This window comes from Leptothermofonsia sp. ETS-13, from assembly GCF_049200465.1.
GTDB lineage: Bacteria > Cyanobacteriota > Cyanobacteriia > Leptolyngbyales > Leptolyngbyaceae > Leptothermofonsia.
On the sequence record NZ_CP120836.1, the window covers coordinates 2852724 to 2873751 of the forward strand.

15 protein-coding genes are annotated in these 21028 nt (G+C 49.8%); 10 read left to right on the forward strand and 5 right to left on the reverse strand.

The window, feature by feature from the left end; translation table 11 throughout:
* Window positions 1–804: 804 nt before the first annotated feature.
* The 3 genes from P4D80_RS12990 (at window position 805) to nrtS (ending at window position 5990) form a co-directional block, all read left to right on the forward strand.
* Window positions 805–4950 (forward strand): CHAT domain-containing protein, encoded by a 4146-nt coding sequence (locus P4D80_RS12990; protein ID WP_421654413.1) that lies wholly within the window; start codon window positions 805–807, stop codon window positions 4948–4950.
* A 121-nt stretch (window positions 4951–5071) separates the two neighbouring features.
* Complete coding sequence (locus tag P4D80_RS12995) at window positions 5072–5371, forward strand: hypothetical protein (RefSeq protein ID WP_421654414.1); 300 nt, start codon at window positions 5072–5074, stop codon at window positions 5369–5371.
* A gap of 382 nt (window positions 5372–5753) precedes the next feature.
* Window positions 5754–5990 (forward strand): nitrate/nitrite transporter NrtS, encoded by a 237-nt coding sequence (nrtS, locus tag P4D80_RS13000; RefSeq protein WP_421654415.1) that lies wholly within the window; start codon window positions 5754–5756, stop codon window positions 5988–5990.
* 413 nt (window positions 5991–6403) lie between these two features.
* Here the strand turns inward: nrtS and P4D80_RS13005 are convergent, their stop codons facing one another.
* Genes P4D80_RS13005 through P4D80_RS13015 form a run of 3 tightly spaced genes read right to left on the reverse strand, consistent with a single transcriptional unit; the run spans window position 6404 to window position 9186 of the window.
* Entirely contained in the window at window positions 6404–7084 is a 681-nt protein-coding gene (locus P4D80_RS13005; protein WP_421654416.1) for a response regulator transcription factor, read from the reverse strand.
* 9 nt (window positions 7085–7093) lie between these two features.
* Window positions 7094–8542, reverse strand: coding sequence for a HAMP domain-containing sensor histidine kinase (locus P4D80_RS13010; protein WP_421654417.1), 1449 nt, complete (start codon window positions 8540–8542; stop codon window positions 7094–7096).
* A gap of 32 nt (window positions 8543–8574) precedes the next feature.
* Window positions 8575–9186 (reverse strand): cupin, encoded by a 612-nt coding sequence (locus P4D80_RS13015; protein WP_421654418.1) that lies wholly within the window; start codon window positions 9184–9186, stop codon window positions 8575–8577.
* Window positions 9187–9887: 701 nt separating this feature from the next.
* Here P4D80_RS13015 and P4D80_RS13020 point away from each other — a divergent pair.
* The 6 genes from P4D80_RS13020 to P4D80_RS13045 all read left to right on the forward strand — a co-directional run bounded on the left by P4D80_RS13020 (window position 9888) and on the right by P4D80_RS13045 (window position 14315).
* Window positions 9888–10190: a hypothetical protein gene (locus P4D80_RS13020; RefSeq protein WP_421654419.1), complete on the forward strand. Its 303-nt coding sequence runs from the start codon at window positions 9888–9890 to the stop codon at window positions 10188–10190.
* A 573-nt stretch (window positions 10191–10763) separates the two neighbouring features.
* A complete protein-coding gene (locus P4D80_RS13025; RefSeq protein ID WP_421654420.1) occupies window positions 10764–11303 on the forward strand; it encodes a TlpA family protein disulfide reductase in 540 nt (179 codons plus the stop codon).
* Window positions 11304–11427: 124 nt separating this feature from the next.
* Window positions 11428–12018: a TlpA family protein disulfide reductase gene (locus P4D80_RS13030; protein ID WP_421654421.1), complete on the forward strand. Its 591-nt coding sequence runs from the start codon at window positions 11428–11430 to the stop codon at window positions 12016–12018.
* A 78-nt stretch (window positions 12019–12096) separates the two neighbouring features.
* The gene (locus P4D80_RS13035; RefSeq protein WP_421654422.1) at window positions 12097–12957 is read left to right on the forward strand and encodes a cytochrome c biogenesis protein CcdA; all 861 of its coding nucleotides are present in this window, start codon (window positions 12097–12099) and stop codon (window positions 12955–12957) included.
* 6 nt (window positions 12958–12963) lie between these two features.
* Window positions 12964–13926, forward strand: a complete 963-nt coding sequence (gene trxB, locus P4D80_RS13040) for a thioredoxin-disulfide reductase (RefSeq protein ID WP_421654423.1) — start codon at window positions 12964–12966, stop codon at window positions 13924–13926.
* Window positions 13927–13964: 38 nt separating this feature from the next.
* Window positions 13965–14315 (forward strand): thioredoxin family protein, encoded by a 351-nt coding sequence (locus P4D80_RS13045; protein WP_421654424.1) that lies wholly within the window; start codon window positions 13965–13967, stop codon window positions 14313–14315.
* 400 nt (window positions 14316–14715) lie between these two features.
* Here the strand turns inward: P4D80_RS13045 and P4D80_RS13050 are convergent, their stop codons facing one another.
* Together P4D80_RS13050 and P4D80_RS13055 are read right to left on the reverse strand one after the other, a co-directional pair.
* Entirely contained in the window at window positions 14716–15573 is an 858-nt protein-coding gene (locus P4D80_RS13050) for an FkbM family methyltransferase (RefSeq protein ID WP_421654425.1), read from the reverse strand.
* A gap of 197 nt (window positions 15574–15770) precedes the next feature.
* On the reverse strand, window positions 15771–16913 hold the full coding sequence (locus P4D80_RS13055) for a glycosyltransferase family 4 protein (RefSeq protein ID WP_421654426.1): 1143 nt from the start codon (window positions 16911–16913) through the stop codon (window positions 15771–15773).
* A gap of 158 nt (window positions 16914–17071) precedes the next feature.
* On the opposite strand from P4D80_RS13055, the gene bchH reads away from it, so the two are divergent.
* Window positions 17072–20980: a magnesium chelatase subunit H gene (gene bchH, locus P4D80_RS13060; RefSeq protein WP_421654427.1), complete on the forward strand. Its 3909-nt coding sequence runs from the start codon at window positions 17072–17074 to the stop codon at window positions 20978–20980.
* Window positions 20981–21028 lie beyond the last annotated feature (48 nt).

Consider the following 21028-nt stretch of genomic DNA (forward strand, 5'->3'; position numbering starts at 1 on the left):
TCGCCCCCAGGCAGGGGGTTTCACCCCCTCCACCCCCAAAACTATCCTTAATTTAATTGCACCCAGCTACTTATCTATTGAGTTACCGTTTCTGATTTTAGGAGCGCATGCTGCTTCTAGAAATTTTATTGAACAGGCTGCTGTTCATCTTCTCCCTTTCGCCTCCCCCAGCCCTTTCCCCCTCTCTACTGTGTATACATCAGTGATTTGTTTCCGCTGGAAGCCTCTCAGACCTAATCCCCAACTCCTTCCCTCCAAGGGAGAAGGGGAGCTCTGATTCAAGTCTCGCTCCGACACGGAGAGAGGTTTTGGGAGAGGTCAAGCGAGTTGTTATACACAGTAGCCTCTAACTCTTACAAGTTCCTCAAACGATGACAGATTGAGTATACTGTTAGGGCTTTTTTGCAAAAAGAGTTTTCACGGATAGGCAAAGGGCTGAGGGGCCGCCATTCCGCCAGTTTATGGTGAAGGTGACTGTACCAGCCATTATGTCTTGCAAATGAGTCTCCCATCACCTGCGCCGATCCCCAGGCAAGAGAGTCTTCCTTCCCACTCTCTTAACTAGTGGTCTGTCAAGACTGTTTTGATGGGTTGAAAACCCTCAAAACACCTGAGAATTGGGTTTTGTAGATTTGAGTTATCCCTCAAATCTATCCTGACGGACTACTAGTGGGTCACCAAAGGAACTTTGCCTGGTTATCGAAACCCGGAAAAACCAATTCAGGCGGTTTTGAAGGGTTGCAACCCTTCTTCAAAATCTGCTTGGCAGACTACTAGTTTGGTGCATCTCAGATTTGAATCGCTATGCCTTATCCCACCCCTCCACCTGAGCCTGCTGCGATTTTGCTTCCTTTTGATAATGAGGCAACTCCGAACAGTTTATTCGATCCAGTCAGTCTCAGCGGTGATTTGTCCAATCAAGGTAATCCCCTCCTGGCTCAGGCGATTGTGCCCGCCAGGGATGGGGTTGGAACCCAGGTTACTCCCCGGGGCGATCGCTACGATATTACGGGGGGCCAGCTTTCGGGCAATGGCTCCAACCTGTTTCACAGTTTCAGTCGGTTTGGCCTGAGCCAGGGGCAGATTGCCAACTTTCTTTCCAATCCCCAAATCCTGAACATTCTGACTCGCATCACAGGGGGGGAAGCCTCCTTGATTAATGGCAGGATTCAGGTGACGGGCGGAAATTCTAATTTGTTTCTGATTAACCCGGCGGGGATTGTATTTGGTCCCACGGCCAGTTTGAATGTACCTGCTTCCTTTTTTGCAACTACGGCGAATGGAGTGGGATTGGGGTGTGGGATAGGGGGTGTGGGGTGTGGGGGATGGTTTAGCGCAACGGGCGAGAACCATTATGCCGGGTTGAATGGAACCCCGAATGGGCTGGCATTTACTGCAACAAATCCGGGGGCGATCGCTAATGCCGCCCACCTCACCGTTCGCCAGGGGCAGAGTTTGAGCCTGATTGGTGGAACTGTAATCACTACCGGCCAACTTTTCGCCCCAGAAGGGAAAATTACCCTCGCCTCAGTACCGGGAACCAGTCTGGTGCGTTTGAGTCAGACGGGTTCTCTGTTGAGTTTAGAAGTCAGTCCCTTAAGGGCAGAGAACGGTGGATGGAGGGATGAAAGCGGCTCTGCCCATTCTCCTGTACTCTCCCCCCCTTCCCTGCCCGAACTGCTGACAGGTGGCAACCAGCATAACGCTACGGGAATTACTGTCAATGGGAATGGGGAATTAGTGCTCACCAGTTCCGGGACACGGGTAGAGGCCAGCCCTGGCACAACAATTGTGGTGGGCCAGCTAGAGGTTTCCGGGCGACGGGGAGGGCAGGTGACGGTGGTGGGCGATCGCGTCGGGCTGGTGGGCGCCACGGTACAGGCATTCGGCGACCAAGGGGGTGGCACCATCCGGATTGGTGGTGACTTTCAGGGAAACGGGACTATCCCTAATGCAACCCGCACCTACATTAGCCCGGATTCTACCCTTCATGCCGATGCCCTTCGCTCTGGCAATGGCGGCAGAGTCATCGTCTGGGCAGACAAAACCACCGAATTTTACGGCACCATCACCGCCCGGGGAGCCACCTCCCCCTATCCCTCCAACGGCGGTTTCTCCGAAGTTTCTGGCAAACAGAACCTGCTCTTTCGTGGAAACGTTGACCTCAGTGCGCCCGCTGGAACTCCTGGTACATTGCTGCTTGATCCAGTTGATATCAACATTGTCGGTGGAGCCGGTGGAGCCCAGGATGGAGCATTGCCCGTCGTTCTGACAGGGGATGCTCCGGCCACATTCACGATTTCGCAAGCGGCTCTTCAAAGCCAGGCGGGAAACGTGATTTTGCAGGCGACTAACAATATCACCGTTGCTTCAGGGGTTTCGCTGGCCTTTGTTCCGGGTGGGTCGATTACCTTTACAACCGATGCCGATAACGATGGGGCTGGTTCATTTTCCATGGACCCGACCCAAACAATTCAGGCATCGGGTAGAAACCTCACCATTTCAGGAGCCAGCCTTACCCTCGGAAACCTGAATACCAGTAGCATTGCAGCGGGTACGAGTACTGGTGGAAACGTTACGCTGACGGGCAGAAACAACGTTGCGGTGGGGAATATTTTTACGGCAGCATCCGCTACCCCACCCGGCACCCAAACCGCCACGGCAGGCAGTGTGGCCATTAGCGCGGGTGGTAGCATCACTGCAGGTTCCATTACAACCGTTGCCAACACCATCACCGCAGCAGGTTCCAGCGCAACTGGTGGGAATGTCAGCCTGACGGCCAATGGTGGCAATATCGTATTCAGCGACATCACCACAACTGCCAGTACCGCCCAAACCAGTGTTGGTGGGAATGTCAGTCTCATTGCCAATGGAGTGGTTCAGGGAACAACGGCGGGTAACACTATTACGACTGCCAGCCCTACCCAATCGGGCAGTGTGACGATTCAACATAATGGCGGACCGACCAACATTCCGTTTGTTGTGGGTAGCCCTTCTGGTAATGGAACAGCGGGAGCCATTGATGCTGGGGGCGCTTCAGTAATTACATCAAACAGCTTTCCAGTTTTGCCAGATGGGGGAACGGTGGTGGTGGGAGCGGCTCCGAATGCGATCGCCATTACATCTATCAACCAACCCCCCACCCTGACCATCAATCAAACGCTGTCTGGTGCAGTTCAGGGACAACCGTTTGCGTTTACCTATGCCGATCTGGCTCCTGCGATCGCCGATGCCAATTTAGACCAGACCCGTTTGCTGGTTTCTGCCATTAACACGGGCACGTTAATCATCAATGGCGTCCAGGCAGTTCCGGGAGTCACCCTTTCTCCAGGGGATGTACTGGTTTTCATTCCGCCCCCCCTCACAACCGGATTGCTGTCCTCGGCTTTTTCGCTAGTGGCGTCAGATGGAGTTTCCGTTTCAGCCGTTGTCCCGGTAAATATCGATATCAGCAGAACCTCGGTGCCCCAGGGTCCCGGTAATCCTCCCACTAACCCTCCCACCCCCTCTCCCTTTGATCCCAGTTTTGGCAACCTGTTGCAGCAACCCGTCAGAACCTCTGGAGCAAATGATGTTCTGGCATTAACCAGCCTGCCCTGCAATTCCACTGATGTCGGCGTCAATTCACTGGATGACCAGTATGCTCAGGAATTTGAGGAATACCTGGGCAAACGCTCTGGGGTTGCTCAGACGAAACAATTAGAAGCGTGCGAGGTGTTTGACCAGATTGAAGCCGCAACGGGGGTAAAACCAGCGATCGTCTACGCCAGCTTTGTACCTGGCTCTGTCAGAGCGCCTGAAACTGCTCCTCAAGCGAAATCTCTACCCATCTCTCCATCGCTCGCTCAATTTCGGCCAGATCCCCTCGTTAGGCAAAACCCAGTTGCTCAAAAATCAGGGACTCAAGAATCAGGTGATGATGAGTTAGAGTTGATTATCGTCGTTCCGGGTAGCGCTCCCATTTATCGACGAGTTTCGGGAGCCACCCGGACTCAGGTGCTGGCAATGGCTCGCCAGTTGACCACGGCCATCACGGACCCCACCACCCGTGAGACCACCAGCTTTCTTGCCCCGGCCCAACAGCTTTATCAGTGGTTGGTCAGCCCCCTGGAACCTGCATTGCAGGCTAAAAAAATTCAAAACCTGGTGTTTATTTTGGACGGTGGGTTGCGATCGCTCCCCCTCGCCGCCCTCCATGATGGCAAAGGCTTTTTGATTGAACGGTACAGCCTCGGCTTAATGCCCAGCCTCAGCCTCACCGATACCCGCTACCGGGATATCAAAAGCTTCCAGGTACTGGCAATGGGAGCCTCTCAATTTAAGGACCAGAAACCTCTTCCAGCTGTCCCGATTGAACTCTCAGCTATCTTCAAAGACCAGTGGTCTGGCAAATCCTTTTTGAATGAAAGCTTTACCCTGGGCAATCTAAAATCTCAGCGACAGTTACAGCCCTACGGCATTGTTCACCTGGCAACCCATGCTGAATTTAAGCCCGGCAAACCTGATCAGTCCTACATTCAACTCTGGGATGCAAAACTCGGCCTTGATCAGGTGCCCCAATTGGGCTTAAATCAGCCTCCTGTCGAGCTTCTGGTGTTAAGCGCCTGCCGCACAGCTTTGGGCGATGCCGAAGCCGAATTAGGCTTTGCCGGACTGGCTTACCAGGCTGGGGTCAGATCTGCCTTGGCAAGCCTGTGGGCCGTAGATGATGAAGGGACCCTCGCTTTTATGACCGAGTTTTACCAGAAGTTAAAAACAGCACCGATCAAGGCAGAAGCGGTTCGGCAAACTCAACTCGCGATGCTCCGCAAGCAAATTCGGCTAGAGCAGGGAAAATTGATAACCACCGCAGGAACAATCCCGCTTCCGGGAGAGTTGCAGGTCGGAGAAGAAGACCTATCGTTTCCATTTTACTGGGCGGCTTTTACACTGATTGGCAACCAGTGGTGAAAGAGTCATCATGGCTACAGACAAAATGAGATTTATAGGTTGGTTATTTTGTCCTCATGTAGGACTCAGGTTCAGGAATCAGAGTGAAAGTACGAAAACTTTCACTCCCTGGAGGGATATTATGAAACGCTTCATAATTGCTCTGTCCCCCGTTTTGCTGGTTATCGCTTCATCAATACCCGCTCTTGCTGAAACTTCCCGAGAATTGATTCCACAAACTCGAATTGAACAGCAGTTACAAAACAGTCAGCTTGGTCCCTGGCTAAGACGGTCTCCTCAAGCATCGACTTCTACAGAAACGCTTGAATTGCGGCAAATCTCTGCAGAAACATCCCAGCACCCGCGCTTAAAGGAGCAAGCTCCCCAAACTCGGATTGAACAGCAGTTGCAGAACAGTCAACTTGGTCCCTGGCAACGATGAGACTTAATCGAGAATGTGAAGTGCTTAATCAAGAATGTGAAGTGTTGTTTGTTCCACCTGTTCTGACAACCGCTGTGAAAGCCAATGAAAGCCTTTGAGGTTGAGTTCTATGTTCAAACAGAAATCTATCAGACAGAAAACTAAAGGACTGGAGTAATTCGGTTTTTCTCTTCTATCATCTAGCACATTGATCTCTGGAATGCTGTTGCCTAATCTACCCCTCGTTTTGCCTGCAACAGCCGTTCAATTCCCAGTGGAGAAGTTGCAACTTTTACGGCGACTAATCGAGAATCTCTGTGGATGGGTTCGACAGCGCAGCCACTAGCCGAACGACAATAGTTGTGAACCCGCTCCTTATAGAATCTGAGCTGCAATAATACCCATGACGAAACCTCTTATCGACTTCTGGAGCAGTCTGTTTAATCCTAATTTTGTACCGACTGCGCTGAAAGTTGCTTTATTTGTTGGTACGGTACTTCTGCTCATCAATCATGGACATGCTTTACTACAGGGACAGATGAGCCGCGATCGCTGGATTTCTGCGGTGTTAACTTACTGTGTGCCCTATATAGTTAATATCCACGGTCAATTTGTCAGTGCATCGCGGAAAAAACTTTAGTGCAGACTCAGTAGGTGGGGCTCATTAAATATAAGACTTGTGTAGGTTGGGTTGAGGCACGAAACCCAGCACCCGCATGGGTTACGCTATCGCTAACCCATCCTACATTTGATTCCACCTACCTACTTAGGATCATGGATTTAATAACACCGCATTCTTTGAGTGAACTGACCTCTCCCCCTTCCCCTCTCCGACTCGGAGAGGGGTGCCAAAGGCGGGGTGAGGTTTGCGGAGTTATTTAATTCTCATTCCTTAGCAAATATGGCTCTCCTGGGAGCTTGGTGATAAGCGAAGCTTATTACCAGAACGAAATCAATATCCCAGGGATTTTGTTTGAAATGAAAGAGTAGCTTAGGCTACTCTTCCCATCGGCAAGCCGGGAGAACCGCAAATATCCATCAAGTTGTAGATATTTAGCCATATTCTCGCAACACATAACCGACTCCTCGAACAGTGTGGATCAAACGTTTGGGGTTATTTGCCTCTAGCTTGATCCGCAAGGCACGAATATAAACTTCGATAATATTTGATTCGCCCATAAAGTCATATCCCCAGACCTTTTCGAGAATTTGGTCGCGGGTGAGAACCTGGCGGGGGTGGCAGAGCAGAAACTCTAACAGGTCGAATTCTTTGGCTGTTAGTTCAATTAATTGGGTACTCCGATAAACTTCACGGGTGAGCCGATTCAGGGTCAAGTCTTCAAATCCCAGCACATCTGGCTCCTCCGGATGGGTGCGCCGCAAACGAGCTTTGACCCTTGCCAGAAGTTCCTCCATGCTGAAGGGTTTAGTCACGTAGTCGTCAGCTCCAGCATTCAGTCCAGCAACGCGGTCAGGGACTTCATCTTTCGCAGTCAACATAATGATGGGGACTTGAATACCAGTTTTCCGCAGTCGTAAACACAGATCTAGTCCAGAAATCCCAGGAAGCATCCAATCTAAAATCACCAGGTCAGGTTGAGTCTCACGAGCCATAGACAGGCCATCCATCCCAGTGGGGGCAATCGTGACACGATACCCCTCTAGACTGAGTTCTGCTGCAATGAACTCGGCCAGTTTGGGATCATCTTCGACCAGGAGGATGTGATCAGTCATGGGATTCAATCAGGAAAGAGACTGCCAAAGGGGGAGCGTGACGGTAAAAACACTGCCTTCTCCTGGCTTAGAGCGGAGGGTGATTCGCCCGGCCATCCCTTCAATCAGACTTTTGGCAATCGCCAGCCCCAGGCCCGTTCCATCTCTAGAGCGGGTCATAGATTCGTCTACCCGATAGAATCGTTCAAAAATCCGGTTCTGATGGGGTAAGGGAATGCCAATGCCGCGATCGCGAACATGAATCATGGCACATTGGTCTGTCTTTTCTAAAATCAAATCAACGGGCTGTCCAGATGCCGAATACTTGATGGCATTATCCACCAGGTTAATCAACACCTGCTGCAAACGATCCTGGTCGGCACAGGTTACAACGTCTTCATTCGTTATCAGTACATTAATTTGCCGATTGCTGACCTTCTGACTCATTGCAGCCACTTCTGCAACAAGGGTATTCAGCATCACTGGATTGAGCCGAAAGTGTAGATGTCCACTATCCGCTCGTGCCAAATCAAGTAAATCTTGCAACATGCGGATGGTGCGTTCGGTTTCTATCGTTGCCGTTTCCAGAGCCTGCTGTTGATAGGTGCTCAAGTTCGACCCTCGGCGCAGTAAGCTTTGCAGATAGCCAACAATAATGGTCAGCGGAGTGCGTAATTCATGGGAAACATTACCAACGAACTGACGTTGTTGCTCCCAGGCCGCTGACAGGCGAAACAACATTTCATTAAACGCTTGTGCCAATCCCAGAATTTCATCAGGAGCCTGATTTAGTTGCAGTTTCGCAGCACTCAAATCATCAGCAGAAACAGCACTGGCAACCTGGCTCATGTGTTCCAGGGGGCGCATAGCCTTACGAATCCGCTTAGAGATGGCAACCACGAGTATTATGATGATCAAAAGACTGACCAACAGTAGCCGCCATAGGCCAGCATTTAATTTTTGCTGATCGGCTGTGATGTCTTGAGACAGGTATAGTTTTCCGACTGGCTTGCCTTTGAGAACTAAAGGACTGCCACACAACACGATGTCGCGATCGCCAAAACGAACAATTTGTGGTTTTTCTGGTGCCTCGGTAAAGACAGTCACACTACGGATTGCAGGGGCAGCTATATGTAAATTAGGAGACTGTGCCAGTAACTTGCCATCAGGGCTTTTCACCCAGATGGCTAATCCTGGAGTTGAGACACGGTTGATAGCACGTTCTAAGCTGGTTTCGAGTCCCCCCATCTCGCTATACAGTTCAAGCTGTTCAGGAAACCGCATGGCAATGTATTCCAGGGTTTGCTTGTGGGCAGCCACTAAATTTTGTTCCATTTGCCAACCAGCCCACACCGCCACACCGCCCAGTCCCAAGATCGAGAGCACAACCAGTTCCAGAGTCAGACGAAACTGAAGCGAGGAAGTGGAAATTCGCCTGCCTGTGAGATAGTGGATAGCGGTTTGAATAGGACGGCTCATGTCATTGTTGGACTGCTATCAAACTGGCGAAACTAAAAGTTTTTTGCCGTGTTGTGAATGGGATCAAACTCAAACCGCTGGTTGTAATTAGTTTCACCATATACATTGAAGCTAATGGTCGGTTGATCGCCGATCGCCTCTACCTGGTGAATTGCATCGGGCATCAAGCACAGAATATCGCCGGGAGCAAGCAGGCGATAGCCCACTGCGTCAATCCTATCGGGAAATTCTGAGGTTGGAGAACGCCGCCAGAAGGTGTTTTTTTCCTGTCCACTAAGCAAGGCCACCAGTCCCCAACTGGCATGGTTATGAATGGGTGAAGTCATCCCCGGTGCCCAGGCAACGAGTTGAACCGTCAGAGGAAAAAACGGCTCATCATAGAGCATTGTGACTTCCCAGCCTGTTTCAGCATTTGGCTCAAGCGGCATCATTTGTAACCAGGAGGAACTGATCAACAGTTTGCGTACCAGTGGACAAATTGCCTGGAGCCGCAAGGAATAATCAGTAATGTGGTTTAACACATCTTCCAGGTCAGTCAGAAAGCGATAGAGGCGGTAGGGTTGGGTTGAATCCCCAGGCTGGCTCATCCCCTTAAAAGAATTGCACTGTCCATTATCGGTTACAAACCAGTCTTGTCCAGTCATTGTGGGTCAATCTGTTTAGGAATCAATCTCTAGCGTAGATAATGCCCTTTGCTAGCAGATGATCCCATCCTAATGGGTAGATGAAATTCTGCTGAAAAACTGGGGCTACAGATTTTCATGGAAATTTTTAGCAGATCTTCATGCCAGCCTCATGCGGTTCCAATAGAACCACGGTGTAAGCACCTAACAGAGACTGAGGAGGCAATTCATGATTCTTTTCGTGAAGGCTGCGCTCATTGGTGGTTCTTTCTTCATGCTGGTATTTGGTTCGTTGGCAATGCAGGCACAAAAGCGAGCGAACACTGAAACCTAGGTTTTGATACTAGCCAGCCCGGATAAAGAACTGGAAGATAAATACCCATTTAATCGGGGCCCAGAAAAAATTGCCAGAATCAATTTAACTGAGTTGTTAGAGGGTGGGCCGCCCAAAGATGGGATTCCCAGTATCACCAATTTATCCACAGCGATCTTAAGCGAGTAGGAACCCAAATCGTCGATTTCAATGGACGCCAGATTCGTGCCCGGTGGGATGCCCGGATGGAAACGGTGGTGGTTGAGGAACTGGATGGAACCCCCATTCCCAGTACAACCGCATTTGCGTTTGTCTATCCAGCATTTTTTGAGTAACCAATTTTTTAAGTAACCATCAGTGATGCAAGCAACTTGATACAGCCCATAACTCCCGGTTCCCTGCCGGAGGATTGCCTGATGAGTTTGACTACTGGTTTATGTTTCCTATCACGATCGCCATTGCCACGATTGCGATGGCATCCGGTGTTGAGGGAGCTACCTTGTTTACACGGCTGTTGATTTTGTTGGTCAAAGACAGCCCCTGGCGTATTAATTGGGGTACAACTGGGTTCAATCGTGGCAACCCGGCCGTCACAACATTTGTTGGAACGCAGCATGGGTATTTATTTATCCTGGTGGGGGCGATCGTCCTGGGTGAACTAGCGTTGCACAACTGGGAAACAGCCTTGCTTTGGATGCAGCAACTTTCCTGACGAGGCAATCCCGGCAATAACACGTTTCTCTGTGAGGCGATCGCCCTGATTAACGGATGCACTGACTAAGGATGGTGGATAGTGCTCAAATCGTAATGATTTTTGAATTGTTAATGATGGCGGCTAGCGCCGCTCATCATTACCTTGTTAGGTCTACCAGGATGGTGGATTAAGTAAACCAAAACACTTAGAACGTTACCACAGAGGTTCAGAGAACATAGAGCCATCCTTTTTGCTCTTCGTGTCTTTATGGTGAAATTTCAGATTATAAAATCCTCATTCTTGAGAGTTCAAAACTAAGAATTCAAAGAGCTGTGCAAATTCTGGCGATCGAGCATGGGGCTTTAAAGCAACGGAAGGTGGATAAACGCAGCAACTCAGTCGATTCTCAGGTTTTATTCAGGCTCCATCTAAGCTTCATCTAACACTCATTTTCCCGGTATTTAATCCAAATGACAGCAATGCAGAGAACTGAAAAAATGTCCTCTGATCAAGTTTGGTTTGGGATTGAAGCCCTCATTGCTGTTTTTACACCATCTACAGTCTCTACAGTCTCAGATTTTTAGGTTAAATATGCATAAACAGTCAACCTTGTGGCTCAGCTTGTGTCTCAGTAGTCTGGTCGTTGCCGTATCCCTGGTGGCTGCCACATCAGTGCAAACCTCAGCGGCTCCCGGTCAGGCGATCGCTCAAAAGAACCCCTGCGCCTCCAAGAACCCCTGCGCCTCTAAGAACCCTTGTGCATCCAAAGGCAAAAATGTGGGTGGACCGTTGGCACGACAACTGCAAGGAAAACCTGTAGTCGTTGATATTTATGCCAGTTGGTGTCCGGCTTGCAAAAATATTGCCCCGACGCTTTCTCAACTGAAAAAGGAATATAGCGGAAAGGCTCACTTTGTGGTTTTGGATGTCAGCGACAAAGCGAAAGCCAACCAGGCAGAAGCCAAGGCGAAACAGTTGGGGTTGGGTCAGTTTTTTGCCGCTAATAAATCGCAAACAGGTCTGGTCGCTATTATCGATCCTGCAACAGGCAATATCCTGGCGCAACATCGCAATAATCCAAACAAGGGAGCTTACACATCGGTGCTTAATGCTGCCATCTCCCGCAATTAGTCACCGACAGGTTCGTAAGTAATTTTGCAATTTTCTGCGATTGACATTTTCAGAGTTTTTCAGGGGTTGCATTTAAGGAACGTCGATCGCATCAACCTTACTACTTTTTAGAGGATGTTCCGACATGAAGATTCAATTTTGGTCTGTATTCGCAGTAGTTTCCTTACTGAGTTTTGGTGCAGTGGCAGGTTGCTCTAATCCCTGTGCTGCTAAAACGACGGCACCGGCTGGTACCAGCACTGAGAGTCAAGCGAATCCTTGTGCTTCTAAGGCAGATCCCTGTGCCTCAAAAGCAAAGCCTTGCGCTTCTAAAGCAGATCCTTGTGCCTCGAAAGCGAATCCCTGTGCTTCTAAGGCCCAATCAGTTGGTGGGCCCCTGGCACAGCAGTTACAAGGAAAACCTGTTGTTGTTAATATCTTTGCCAGTTGGTGTCCAGCCTGTAAGAATATTGCACCAACCTTGTCACAACTGGAAAAAGACTATGCAGGCAAAGTTCATTTTGTCGTGCTGGATGTAAGCGACAAAGCCACCACTGCTGAAGCTGAAGCAAAAGTAAAAGAGTTAGGACTCAGTCAATTTCTGGCAGCAAATAAAGCTCAAACGGGATCGTTGACGATTATTGACTCCGCAACGGGCAAAATTCTGGCCCAACACCGGAACAATGCGAATTTGGCAGACTATACGACGGTTCTAGATACTGCCCTGACTCAATAAATGGATGCAACTTGAGGTGAGCGATCGCTCCATATCGTTCGGAGCCACCTCACTCCTACATAACTCAAAGAGAATTTCATGGCACTGATTCCTCAGTCATCGAATGAGCATAGAGCTTCTAGACGATTCAAATGGTCGAAGTCATCCAAAAAATGGTGGATTTATGGCGGATTGGGGATACTCGCCCTCATTCTGGTACTCACTTTAGGACCTGTCATCAGTCATCCAATTGAGCGAGCCATTTCCATCGTTGAAAACCGCTATCAGCAATGGTTTGATCAGCAAGATACTGCGAATCCGCTTGTGCTACTGCCCCTGGCATTTATCGGTGGAGTGCTGGCTAGTGTGTCCCCCTGTATTCTGGCGTTGCTACCCGTTAACCTCAGCTACATCGGCACATTGAAAATTAAGTCCCGATGGGATGCCTTTGTAAAAGCAGGCTTATTTGTTCTGGGTGCTGTGACCATCTTGAGTTTATTTGGGTTAGTTTCCTCTTTTGCTGGAGCGGTCATGGTGGAGTACCGAGGCTACATCAATGTGGTGGTGGGGCTGATCATGGCAGTGATGGGGCTATGGTTGATGGGTGTCGTGAAACTGCCTTTGCCAGAGATGAATGTGAACTTACCGCAGGCGGGTCCCTATGGAGTGGGATTAACCTTTGCCCTGGTGAGTTCTCCCTGTGCCAGTCCGGTATTGTTTGCAGTGCTGGCGGCAGCGGCGGCGACCGGCTCTCAGATTTTAGGCCCCCTAACGATGGTGAGCTACGCCTTGGGCTATACCATCTTGATTTTGCTGGCAAGTTTATTTACTGGGCTGGCAAAGCAGAGCAACCAGTTGTTGAAACATTCCGAGACCATTATTCGTTTTGGGAGTATCGCCCTGATGATGACTGGAGTGTACTACCTGTTTACAGGCACTCAGTGGTTTATGGAAGGCTAGGGTGAAATGATTGAAAATCTCGTCATTATTGGTTCGGGGCCAGCAGGTTACACAGCGGCAATCTATGCCGGACGCGCCCAATTGAAACCAGTTGTATTTGAGGGGTTTGCAGCCAGTGGGGTTCCGGGTGGTCAGTTAATGACGACGACTGAAGTGGAAAATTTTCCTGGTTTTCCTGAGGGCATTCAGGGCCCTAAGCTGATGCAGCGGATGCGGCAACAAGCTTTGCGCTGGGGTGCTCAACTAATTACCGATGATGTGGTTGCAGCGGATTTTCAGCAACGTCCATTTTTGGTGATTGCAGCCGAACAAGTTGTTCGTACCCATGCTGTGATCATTAGTACGGGCGCAACCGCGAAACGACTGCACCTTCCGGGTGAGGAAACCTTTTGGAACAATGGCATTTCCGCCTGTGCAATTTGTGATGGAGCCAATCCATTATTTCAGAGCGCAGAGGTGGCTGTGGTTGGAGGTGGCGATTCGGCAGCGGAAGAGGCATTGTATTTGACCAAGTATGCCCGCAAGGTACATTTGTTGGTGCGGCGCGATCGCCTCCGGGCTTCCAAAACGATGCAAGACCGACTTTTCAACCACCCTCAGATCGACATCCACTGGAATTGCATTCCTCTTAGTGCTCATGGTGATGAAGTGCTGCGCAGGATTCTAGTTCAGGAGGTGCTTACCGGAACCGTGTCTGAACTGCCAGTAAGCGGATTGTTTTATGCGATCGGACACACCCCCAATACCCAACTCTTTCAAGGACAATTATTGCTGGATCAAGCAGGCTACATTCAAACCGGTGGGAAAAGCACGGCAACCAATATTCCAGGAGTATGGGCGGCGGGTGATGTACAAGATCATCACTATCGTCAGGCGATTACTGCCGCTGGAACAGGCTGTATGGCAGCCCTCGAAGCTGAACGCTGGTTAGCTGAACAACAATCATTCCTGAGCTTTAACGTAGCATAATCCACCATTAATCAATCAATCATATAGGAGACAGAAAAATGTCAGATTCAACTAATCGGATCTATTGTGCTGGATACCAGGGACGGAAGGCTCTGCAACAGTTACAGCAAGAATCTAAAACCCCAATTCTGGTTAAATTTATTGCGCCTCACTGCCCTTCTTGTGAAACGCTAGCACCGGTACTAGAACAATTGGTGACTGATCATATTGGCAAGCTTCATCTAGTAACGATTGACATGATAGAAGATCCTGAATTTGCAATGGAATTAGGGGTGCGCAGTGCTCCAACTGTGGTGTTGTTTAAGCAAGCAACCGTAGTAGAGCGAATTGTTGGGCTAAAACCGAAAAAGCTTTACACAGAAGCGGTTCAAAAGGTGCTTTCAGCCTGAGCATGATTGGGCGGCAACAGAACGATCGCCCATTCACAGTTCAGAGGCAAATCGATATGAAGACCACGACGAACAAAGTTGAATGCTCTGCAAAATTTTGGGGACAGTAGTCAACCACCACAATGCCATTTTCTTTGGCATTGCTGAATTTAGGTATGAAATGGATGCAGTATGAATCGAAACGAAGTTTCGATTCATACTGCTTTTCAACAATGCCTTTTCTTTAGAGCTGTGGATTCAATCACCGGTGTCAGTTGGGTTGCAGCATGAACCCCAACCTCTTTGCAGGCACTGGGTTTCGTAGACTCAACTCAACTGACAAAAGCCGATGATATTGAACTCTTGTTCCTTAGATACAAAGCAGAAGCGGCTGAGTCAGTGGCGATCGCCACCCTTCCCCTTATGACCGTACCAGGCTCAATTCTGTCTGGCGAATTTGCTTAAATAAATCAAAATCCTCTTCTGTCAGCGCACAAATATCAAAATAAAAAATAACCGATGTACCACTTTTTTTGCGATTAGATGCCAGACAGATATTGAGGTCAATAAACTTATCTAAGTCCTGGGCAGTAATACTAAACAAATAATTTCCGAAATTTTCGTATACAAGGAAATATGTATAACCAATTTCAAACAGAGCTTTAATTGCTTCCAATGCTTCAACTTCGCCTTCTGGCTTAAAGTTAGTATCATATTCGAAATAAAGAACAGGACGAAGTGCAGAAATAACACTGGTGGATTTTTGGATGATTGCGAAATCAAAACCATCCGTGTCGATTTTCAGAAGTTTTGTTTGCCTGAAATCAAGATGATTTTCTAGAATCGTTCTCAGACTTTTCATCTCAATAAACCACATCGCCTCTGAGCTAACAGCATCCACAATGGTTGCAGTTCCGCCATTGCTATTAATGCGCTCAAAATCAACAATAGTGTTATCGTTGCCAACAAAACATTGATCAATTTCAATTCCACCAATGGTTGAAGCATTATGTTCCAAATATTCAATGAATTCAGGATTACCTTCAATACATAGGATTGGAGCATCCGCATAGCTACGGATCAAAGCAGCACTATCTCCCACATTGGCACCAATATCGATCGCGCAAGCGTCTGGATATTTCTGAAATACAATCTGAGCAATATAACCCAACGCGGTGTCATACCTCCACCAGGTTTTCTGATACTGATCCAGCATATGATTTGCTGGCAGCAAAATCTGAAATCGTCCAATCTGATGTTCTTTATAGGGCTCAGTCATCGGCAATCCTTAGATAATTTTTGGAAAATATTACTGCTTGTATGTACAAACCTGGTTTTCAAAAATCCTTTACAAATAAGTAGGTAGTCATCATTAATTGGTCAAGGGGGGGGGGAGTGGGGGCTGCGCCCCTAGGCAGGCAGAGGTGGAACCCCTGCACCCCATCCTAAGCCTGGTGGCTATAGCTATAGCTGCCTTTAAGAGAGATTAAATCCTGGAAAATGGTTTCTAATTTTTCCACTGCTTTGGCCTGGCTGAATTGAGTCATTGCTTTTTTGCTGTCCTTTGCGAGTAATGGTGTCCCATTCTGCTGGGTAAGCGACCAGAGATGAGAGCATATCGGCCAAATCAAGCGGATTTTCTGATTCAAATAAAAGCCCATCCTGCGCGTGTTCTACAATTTCCTTTGCTCCTCCTGTACCACTGGTAATCAGGGTCAATCCCGCTGCCATGGCCTCAATCTGGCTGATGCCAAAAGGTTCCTCAAATCGAGAAGGAAATACCAGGACATTGTGAGTTTTATAGAGTTCAATCAAACCCTGCCGGGATAACACCCCTGGAAACTGAACCTGGTCTTGCATGCCCTCCGACGCCACCAGATCTTGCAACACCTCTACGTATTTGGGGGCGAGGGTACCTCCCGCGATCGTGGCGGTAAATTCTATCCCGGCAGCATGGAGCAGGCAGAGTGCCTCTATCAACACGTCGGCTCCTTTGTAGTGCATCACCAGACTGGCGTAGGCAATGCGAAGAAAATCATGGGCGGGCAGTTCGGGTTGGTAAAACTCCTCAACCACCGCACCGGGGTAAATCGTCACGGCAGTTCCTGCTGGATAGCCTGCTTGCAGCAACTGTTGCTTAACCCAATCACTGCAAGTGATATAGCGATAGAGGGGAGTTTTGGGAGCCAGATCAGACGGATAGTCTGCCAGTTTGTTCATGATGTAATGGGCGACTGGAATCCCCGCAGCCAGTACCTGCTCCAGGAGGTCAATCAGCAGGAAGGTCATATTTCCTGCAAGGCAAACATCGGGTTGAAAGGACTGTAGATGCTGGTTCAACACCTGAAGGTTTTGCTGGTTTAGGAGAGTAATCTGCTCCATCGGCAACCAGGAGGGACCGGTTTGTCCATCCCAGCGACCGCACAGTGACAGACCACGTTCTACAGGTGGGTCAGGATACCGGCTGATGTGGTTTCCTGCATATTCCGGGGTATCAGTTGTCAGTACCAGGACTTGATGCCCACGATGCTGAAGGAGCCGGGCAAAATCTGCGATGGAACGCTCATATCCGCCGACCACTTGAGGGGGATACAAGTTTGTCAGGATTAAAATTCTCATAATCTACAGCATTCCCCCAAATTCTTAGAAAACTGCATATACAGGGGCTAGGGGGTTAGGGGGCAGGATAAAAGGGGAAAGGCGGAATGGAATGGGTTTGCTCTTTTAAGATAAGGATCAGAACGGCTGGTGACTAAGTCCTCATCAATTGGTTTCCCATGAAGCGTATTGTACTGATTGCCGGGTTTGAGTCTTTCAATGCGGGTCTATACCGACAGGCTGCCCAACTGGCACAGGCGCGCTGTCCTGAGTTGGATATTCGGGTATTTAGCGATCGCGACATCACCACCAACCCCTTGGCGGTCGAAACTGCTCTCCAGAACGCAGACGCTTTCTTCGGCAGTCTGATATTTGACTATGACCAGGTTTTGTGGCTGCGAGAGCGCGTGAAAACGATTCCCATCCGGCTGGTGTTCGAGTCTGCCTTGGAGCTAATGAGCCTGACCCAGTTAGGCAAATTTTCCATAGGTGACAAACCCAAAGGCATGCCCAAGCCCGTTCAATTTATTCTCAGTAAGTTTGGTAGTGGACGGGAAGAAGACAGGCTGGCTGGCTATCTCAGCTTCCTCAAAACTGGGCCCAAACTGCTCAAGTTCGTCCCGGTTCAAAAAGTTCAGGATTTGCGTAACTGGCTGATTATTTACGGTTATTGGAACGCAGGTGGGAGCGACAATGTAGCGGCCCTCTTCTGGACTCTGGCAGAGAAATACCTGGGGCTAAAAGTTGGTGAGATTCCGCCCCCCATTGAAACCCCCAATATGGGGCTTCTGCACCCGGACTACCCTGGCTACTTTGAGTCCCCCAAAAAGTACCTGGACTGGTACCAGAAAAGTTTTGCATCGCGAAATCCGAATTCTGAATCAAACCCTGCATTTCACCCTTCACCCCTCACCCCTCACCCCTCACCGATTGTCGGTCTTCTCCTTTACCGCAAGCACGTCATCACCAAACAGCCCTATATTCCCAAACTCATTCGGGCATTTGAAGCAGCAGGTTTGATTCCATTGCCTGTTTTTATCAACGGGGTTGAGGGACACGTTGCCGTGCGAGATTGGATGACAACGCGCTATGAACAAGAGCGGCGGCAACAGGGAATCATCGAAACTCCTTCCCTGTCAAGTGAAGCGGTTCCAGTGGATGCCATTGTTTCCACCATCGGCTTTCCGCTGGTAGGAGGGCCAGCCGGTTCCATGGAAGCGGGACGACAGGTGGAAGTGGCCCGACGTATTTTGAGCGCCAAGAATGTGCCCTATATCGTAGCGGCTCCCCTGTTAATTCAGGATATCTATTCCTGGACACGGCAGGGGGTTGGTGGCTTGCAGAGCGTTGTACTGTATGCCCTGCCAGAACTGGATGGGGCGATCGACCCCATTCCCCTGGGTGGATTGGTGGGAGAGGACATTTATCTGGTGCCCGATCGCGTCAAGCGCCTGACCAATCGCCTGAAACACTGGATCGAGTTACACCGCACCCCCCCCGCCGAACGTCGCATCGCGATTATTCTCTACGGCTTTCCTCCCGGCTACGGGGCAGTGGGAACGGCAGCATTGCTGAATGTACCGCGATCGCTCCTCAACCTCCTCCACGCCCTCAAAGCCCAGGGCTATACCGTCGGCGACCTGCCCGAAGATGGCGAGACCCTGATTCAGTGGGTGAAAGAAGCGGATGAATTGATGGAAAATTGGAAAGCTGGGGAGAGGAGCCGGAAGTCAGGAGTCAGAAGTCAGGAGTTAGGAGCCAGGGACTGGGGGCTAGGAGTTAGGGATCAGGTGTTTGGAGACAATTCAGAACTCAAAACTACCACAGTCCCGGCTCGCACCCTGGAAACCTGGCTCGGCTACCTGCGCACCTCCTGGATTGAGAAAAACTGGAAATCCCTGACGGATACGGGCATTAAAACTCTGGGGGATGAGTTTCTGCTGGGGGGAGTTAAATTGGGCAATGTCTGGATTGGAGTGCAACCGCCCCTGGGAATCTCCGGTGATCCCATGCGGCTCATGTTTGAACGCGACCTCACCCCTCACCCTCAGTACGCCGCATTTTATCAATGGCTCCAGAAGGAATTTTGTGCCCATGCTGTCATCCACTTTGGGATGCATGGGACGGTGGAATGGCTCCCTGGCTCTCCCCTGGGTAATACCGGCTATTCCTGGTCCGATATTCTGCTGGGAGATCTGCCCAATCTCTACATCTATGCGGCCAACAACCCGTCAGAGTCCATTCTGGCAAAACGGAGGGGCTACGGTGTATTGATTTCCCATAATGTGCCACCCTACGGTCGGGCTGGGCTTTACAAGGAAATGGTTGCCCTTAGAGACCTGATCTCCGAGTATCGGGAAGACCCGGAGAAGAATAGTGCTCTTAAGGAAGCAATCTGCAAAAAACTGGTAGACACTGGATTAGAGGCAGACTGTCCCTTTGAAGATGCCCGTAAATTGGGAATTGCCCTCATTCCCGAAAATGCCCGCCTGTTTAGTACAGAGGCATTCAACCGCTATCTGGTGAAGCTATACGAATATCTGCAAGTTCTGGAAAATCGCCTCTTTTCCTCTGGATTGCATACGCTGGGTAATCCACCGTCCCCAGAAGAACTGGAACGTTACCTGCAAGCCTATTTTGGAGAGGATTTACCCCAGGAAGTGGTGACGGCGATCGCCCAAACTAACCACCAACCGCAAGCAGAGACACTTGAGCACTTGCAGCAAACCTATGGACCTGATACGTCCTACCAAATCCCACTGGAAACACTTCAGCAAGCCCTTACCATTCGAGATTTGCTGCTTCAGAACACCGATGAACTGACCAACCTGCTGCGCGGGCTCAACGGGGAATACGTTCCTCCTGCCCCCGGTGGGGATTTGCTGCGCGATGGCCCTGGTGTCTTACCAACCGGACGCAACATCCATGCCCTCGACCCCTACCGCATGCCTTCTCCAGCGGCCTACGAACGAGGGCGAGAAATTGCCAGAAAGATCCTGGCCCAACACCAGGCAGACCACGGAGGGGCCTATCCCGAAACCGTAGCCGTAATGCTGTGGGGATTGGACGCCATTAAAACCAAAGGGGAGTCCATCGGCATTTTGCTGGAACTGGTTGGTGCCGAACCCATCAAAGAAGGGACTGGACGCATCGTGCGTTATGAACTGAAGCCTCTGGCAGATCTGGATCATCCCCGCATTGATGTGCTGGCTAGCCTCTCTGGCATCTTTCGGGATAGCTTTGTGAACATTATCGAACTGTTGGATGATCTATTTCGCCGCGCGGCTGAAATCGATGAACCAGAGGAGCAAAACTTTATTCGCAAACATGCTCTGGCATTGAAAACTCACGGGGTTGAAAACAGTTCTGCCCGTTTATTCTCAAATCCAGCCGGTGACTTTGGTTCCCTGGTGAATGATCAGGTAGTGGCTTCCAACTGGGAATCGGGTGATGAATTGGGACAGACCTGGCAGGAGCGAAACGTTTTCAGTTATGGCAGACAGGATAAGGGACAGGCGCGGCCAGAGGTGTTAAACACCTTGCTGGGAAGTTGCGATCGCATCGTCCAGGAAATTGATTCCATCGAATACGGACTGACCGATATCCAGGAATACTACGCCAACACAGGTGGCCTGAAGCGAGCTGCCGAACAACGTCAGGGCAAAAAAATTACCGCCAACTTTGTCGAAAGCTTCTCAAAAGACACCACCCCCCGCAAACTCGAAGAACTGTTGCGGATGGAATACCGCACCAAATTACTCAATCCCAAATGGGCAGAAGCCATGGCATCTCAAGGTTCCGGTGGGGCTTACGAAATTTCCCAGCGGATGACGGCCCTAATTGGCTGGAGTGGCACAACCGGATTTCAAGAGTCCTGGGTCTACGATCAGGCCGCCGCCACCTACGCCCTCGATCCAGAAATGGCAAAAAAACTGCGTCAAGCCAACCCCGAAGCCTTCCGCAATGTAGTTGGCAGAATGCTGGAAGCCCATGGCCGTGGTTTCTGGAATCCTGATGACGAAACTTTGAAAACCCTCCAACAACTGTACGAGCTAACCGACCAGGAACTAGAAGGAGTTACTGAATAAATCACTCCTATGCACTGCGTATACCCCTCTTTGGCCACTCTAGAGGGA

Bases quoted from the DNA above. Each gene is read 5' to 3' on its own strand.
- P4D80_RS13030 (WP_421654421.1), top strand. From the start codon at position 11,428: ATGAAGATTCAATTTTGGTCTGTATTCGCAGTAGTTTCCTTACTGAGT.
- P4D80_RS13055 (WP_421654426.1), bottom strand. From the start codon at position 16,913: ATGAGAATTTTAATCCTGACAAACTTGTATCCCCCTCAAGTGGTCGGC.
- P4D80_RS13005 (WP_421654416.1), bottom strand. From the start codon at position 7,084: ATGACTGATCACATCCTCCTGGTCGAAGATGATCCCAAACTGGCCGAG.
- P4D80_RS13050 (WP_421654425.1), bottom strand. From the start codon at position 15,573: ATGACTGAGCCCTATAAAGAACATCAGATTGGACGATTTCAGATTTTG.
- trxB (WP_421654423.1), top strand. From the start codon at position 12,964: ATGATTGAAAATCTCGTCATTATTGGTTCGGGGCCAGCAGGTTACACA.
- P4D80_RS12995 (WP_421654414.1), top strand. From the start codon at position 5,072: ATGAAACGCTTCATAATTGCTCTGTCCCCCGTTTTGCTGGTTATCGCT.
- nrtS (WP_421654415.1), top strand. From the start codon at position 5,754: ATGACGAAACCTCTTATCGACTTCTGGAGCAGTCTGTTTAATCCTAAT.
- P4D80_RS13015 (WP_421654418.1), bottom strand. From the start codon at position 9,186: ATGACTGGACAAGACTGGTTTGTAACCGATAATGGACAGTGCAATTCT.
- P4D80_RS13010 (WP_421654417.1), bottom strand. From the start codon at position 8,542: ATGAGCCGTCCTATTCAAACCGCTATCCACTATCTCACAGGCAGGCGA.
- P4D80_RS13025 (WP_421654420.1), top strand. From the start codon at position 10,764: ATGCATAAACAGTCAACCTTGTGGCTCAGCTTGTGTCTCAGTAGTCTG.
- bchH (WP_421654427.1), top strand. From the start codon at position 17,072: ATGAAGCGTATTGTACTGATTGCCGGGTTTGAGTCTTTCAATGCGGGT.
- P4D80_RS13045 (WP_421654424.1), top strand. From the start codon at position 13,965: ATGTCAGATTCAACTAATCGGATCTATTGTGCTGGATACCAGGGACGG.
- P4D80_RS13035 (WP_421654422.1), top strand. From the start codon at position 12,097: ATGGCACTGATTCCTCAGTCATCGAATGAGCATAGAGCTTCTAGACGA.
- P4D80_RS12990 (WP_421654413.1), top strand. From the start codon at position 805: ATGCCTTATCCCACCCCTCCACCTGAGCCTGCTGCGATTTTGCTTCCT.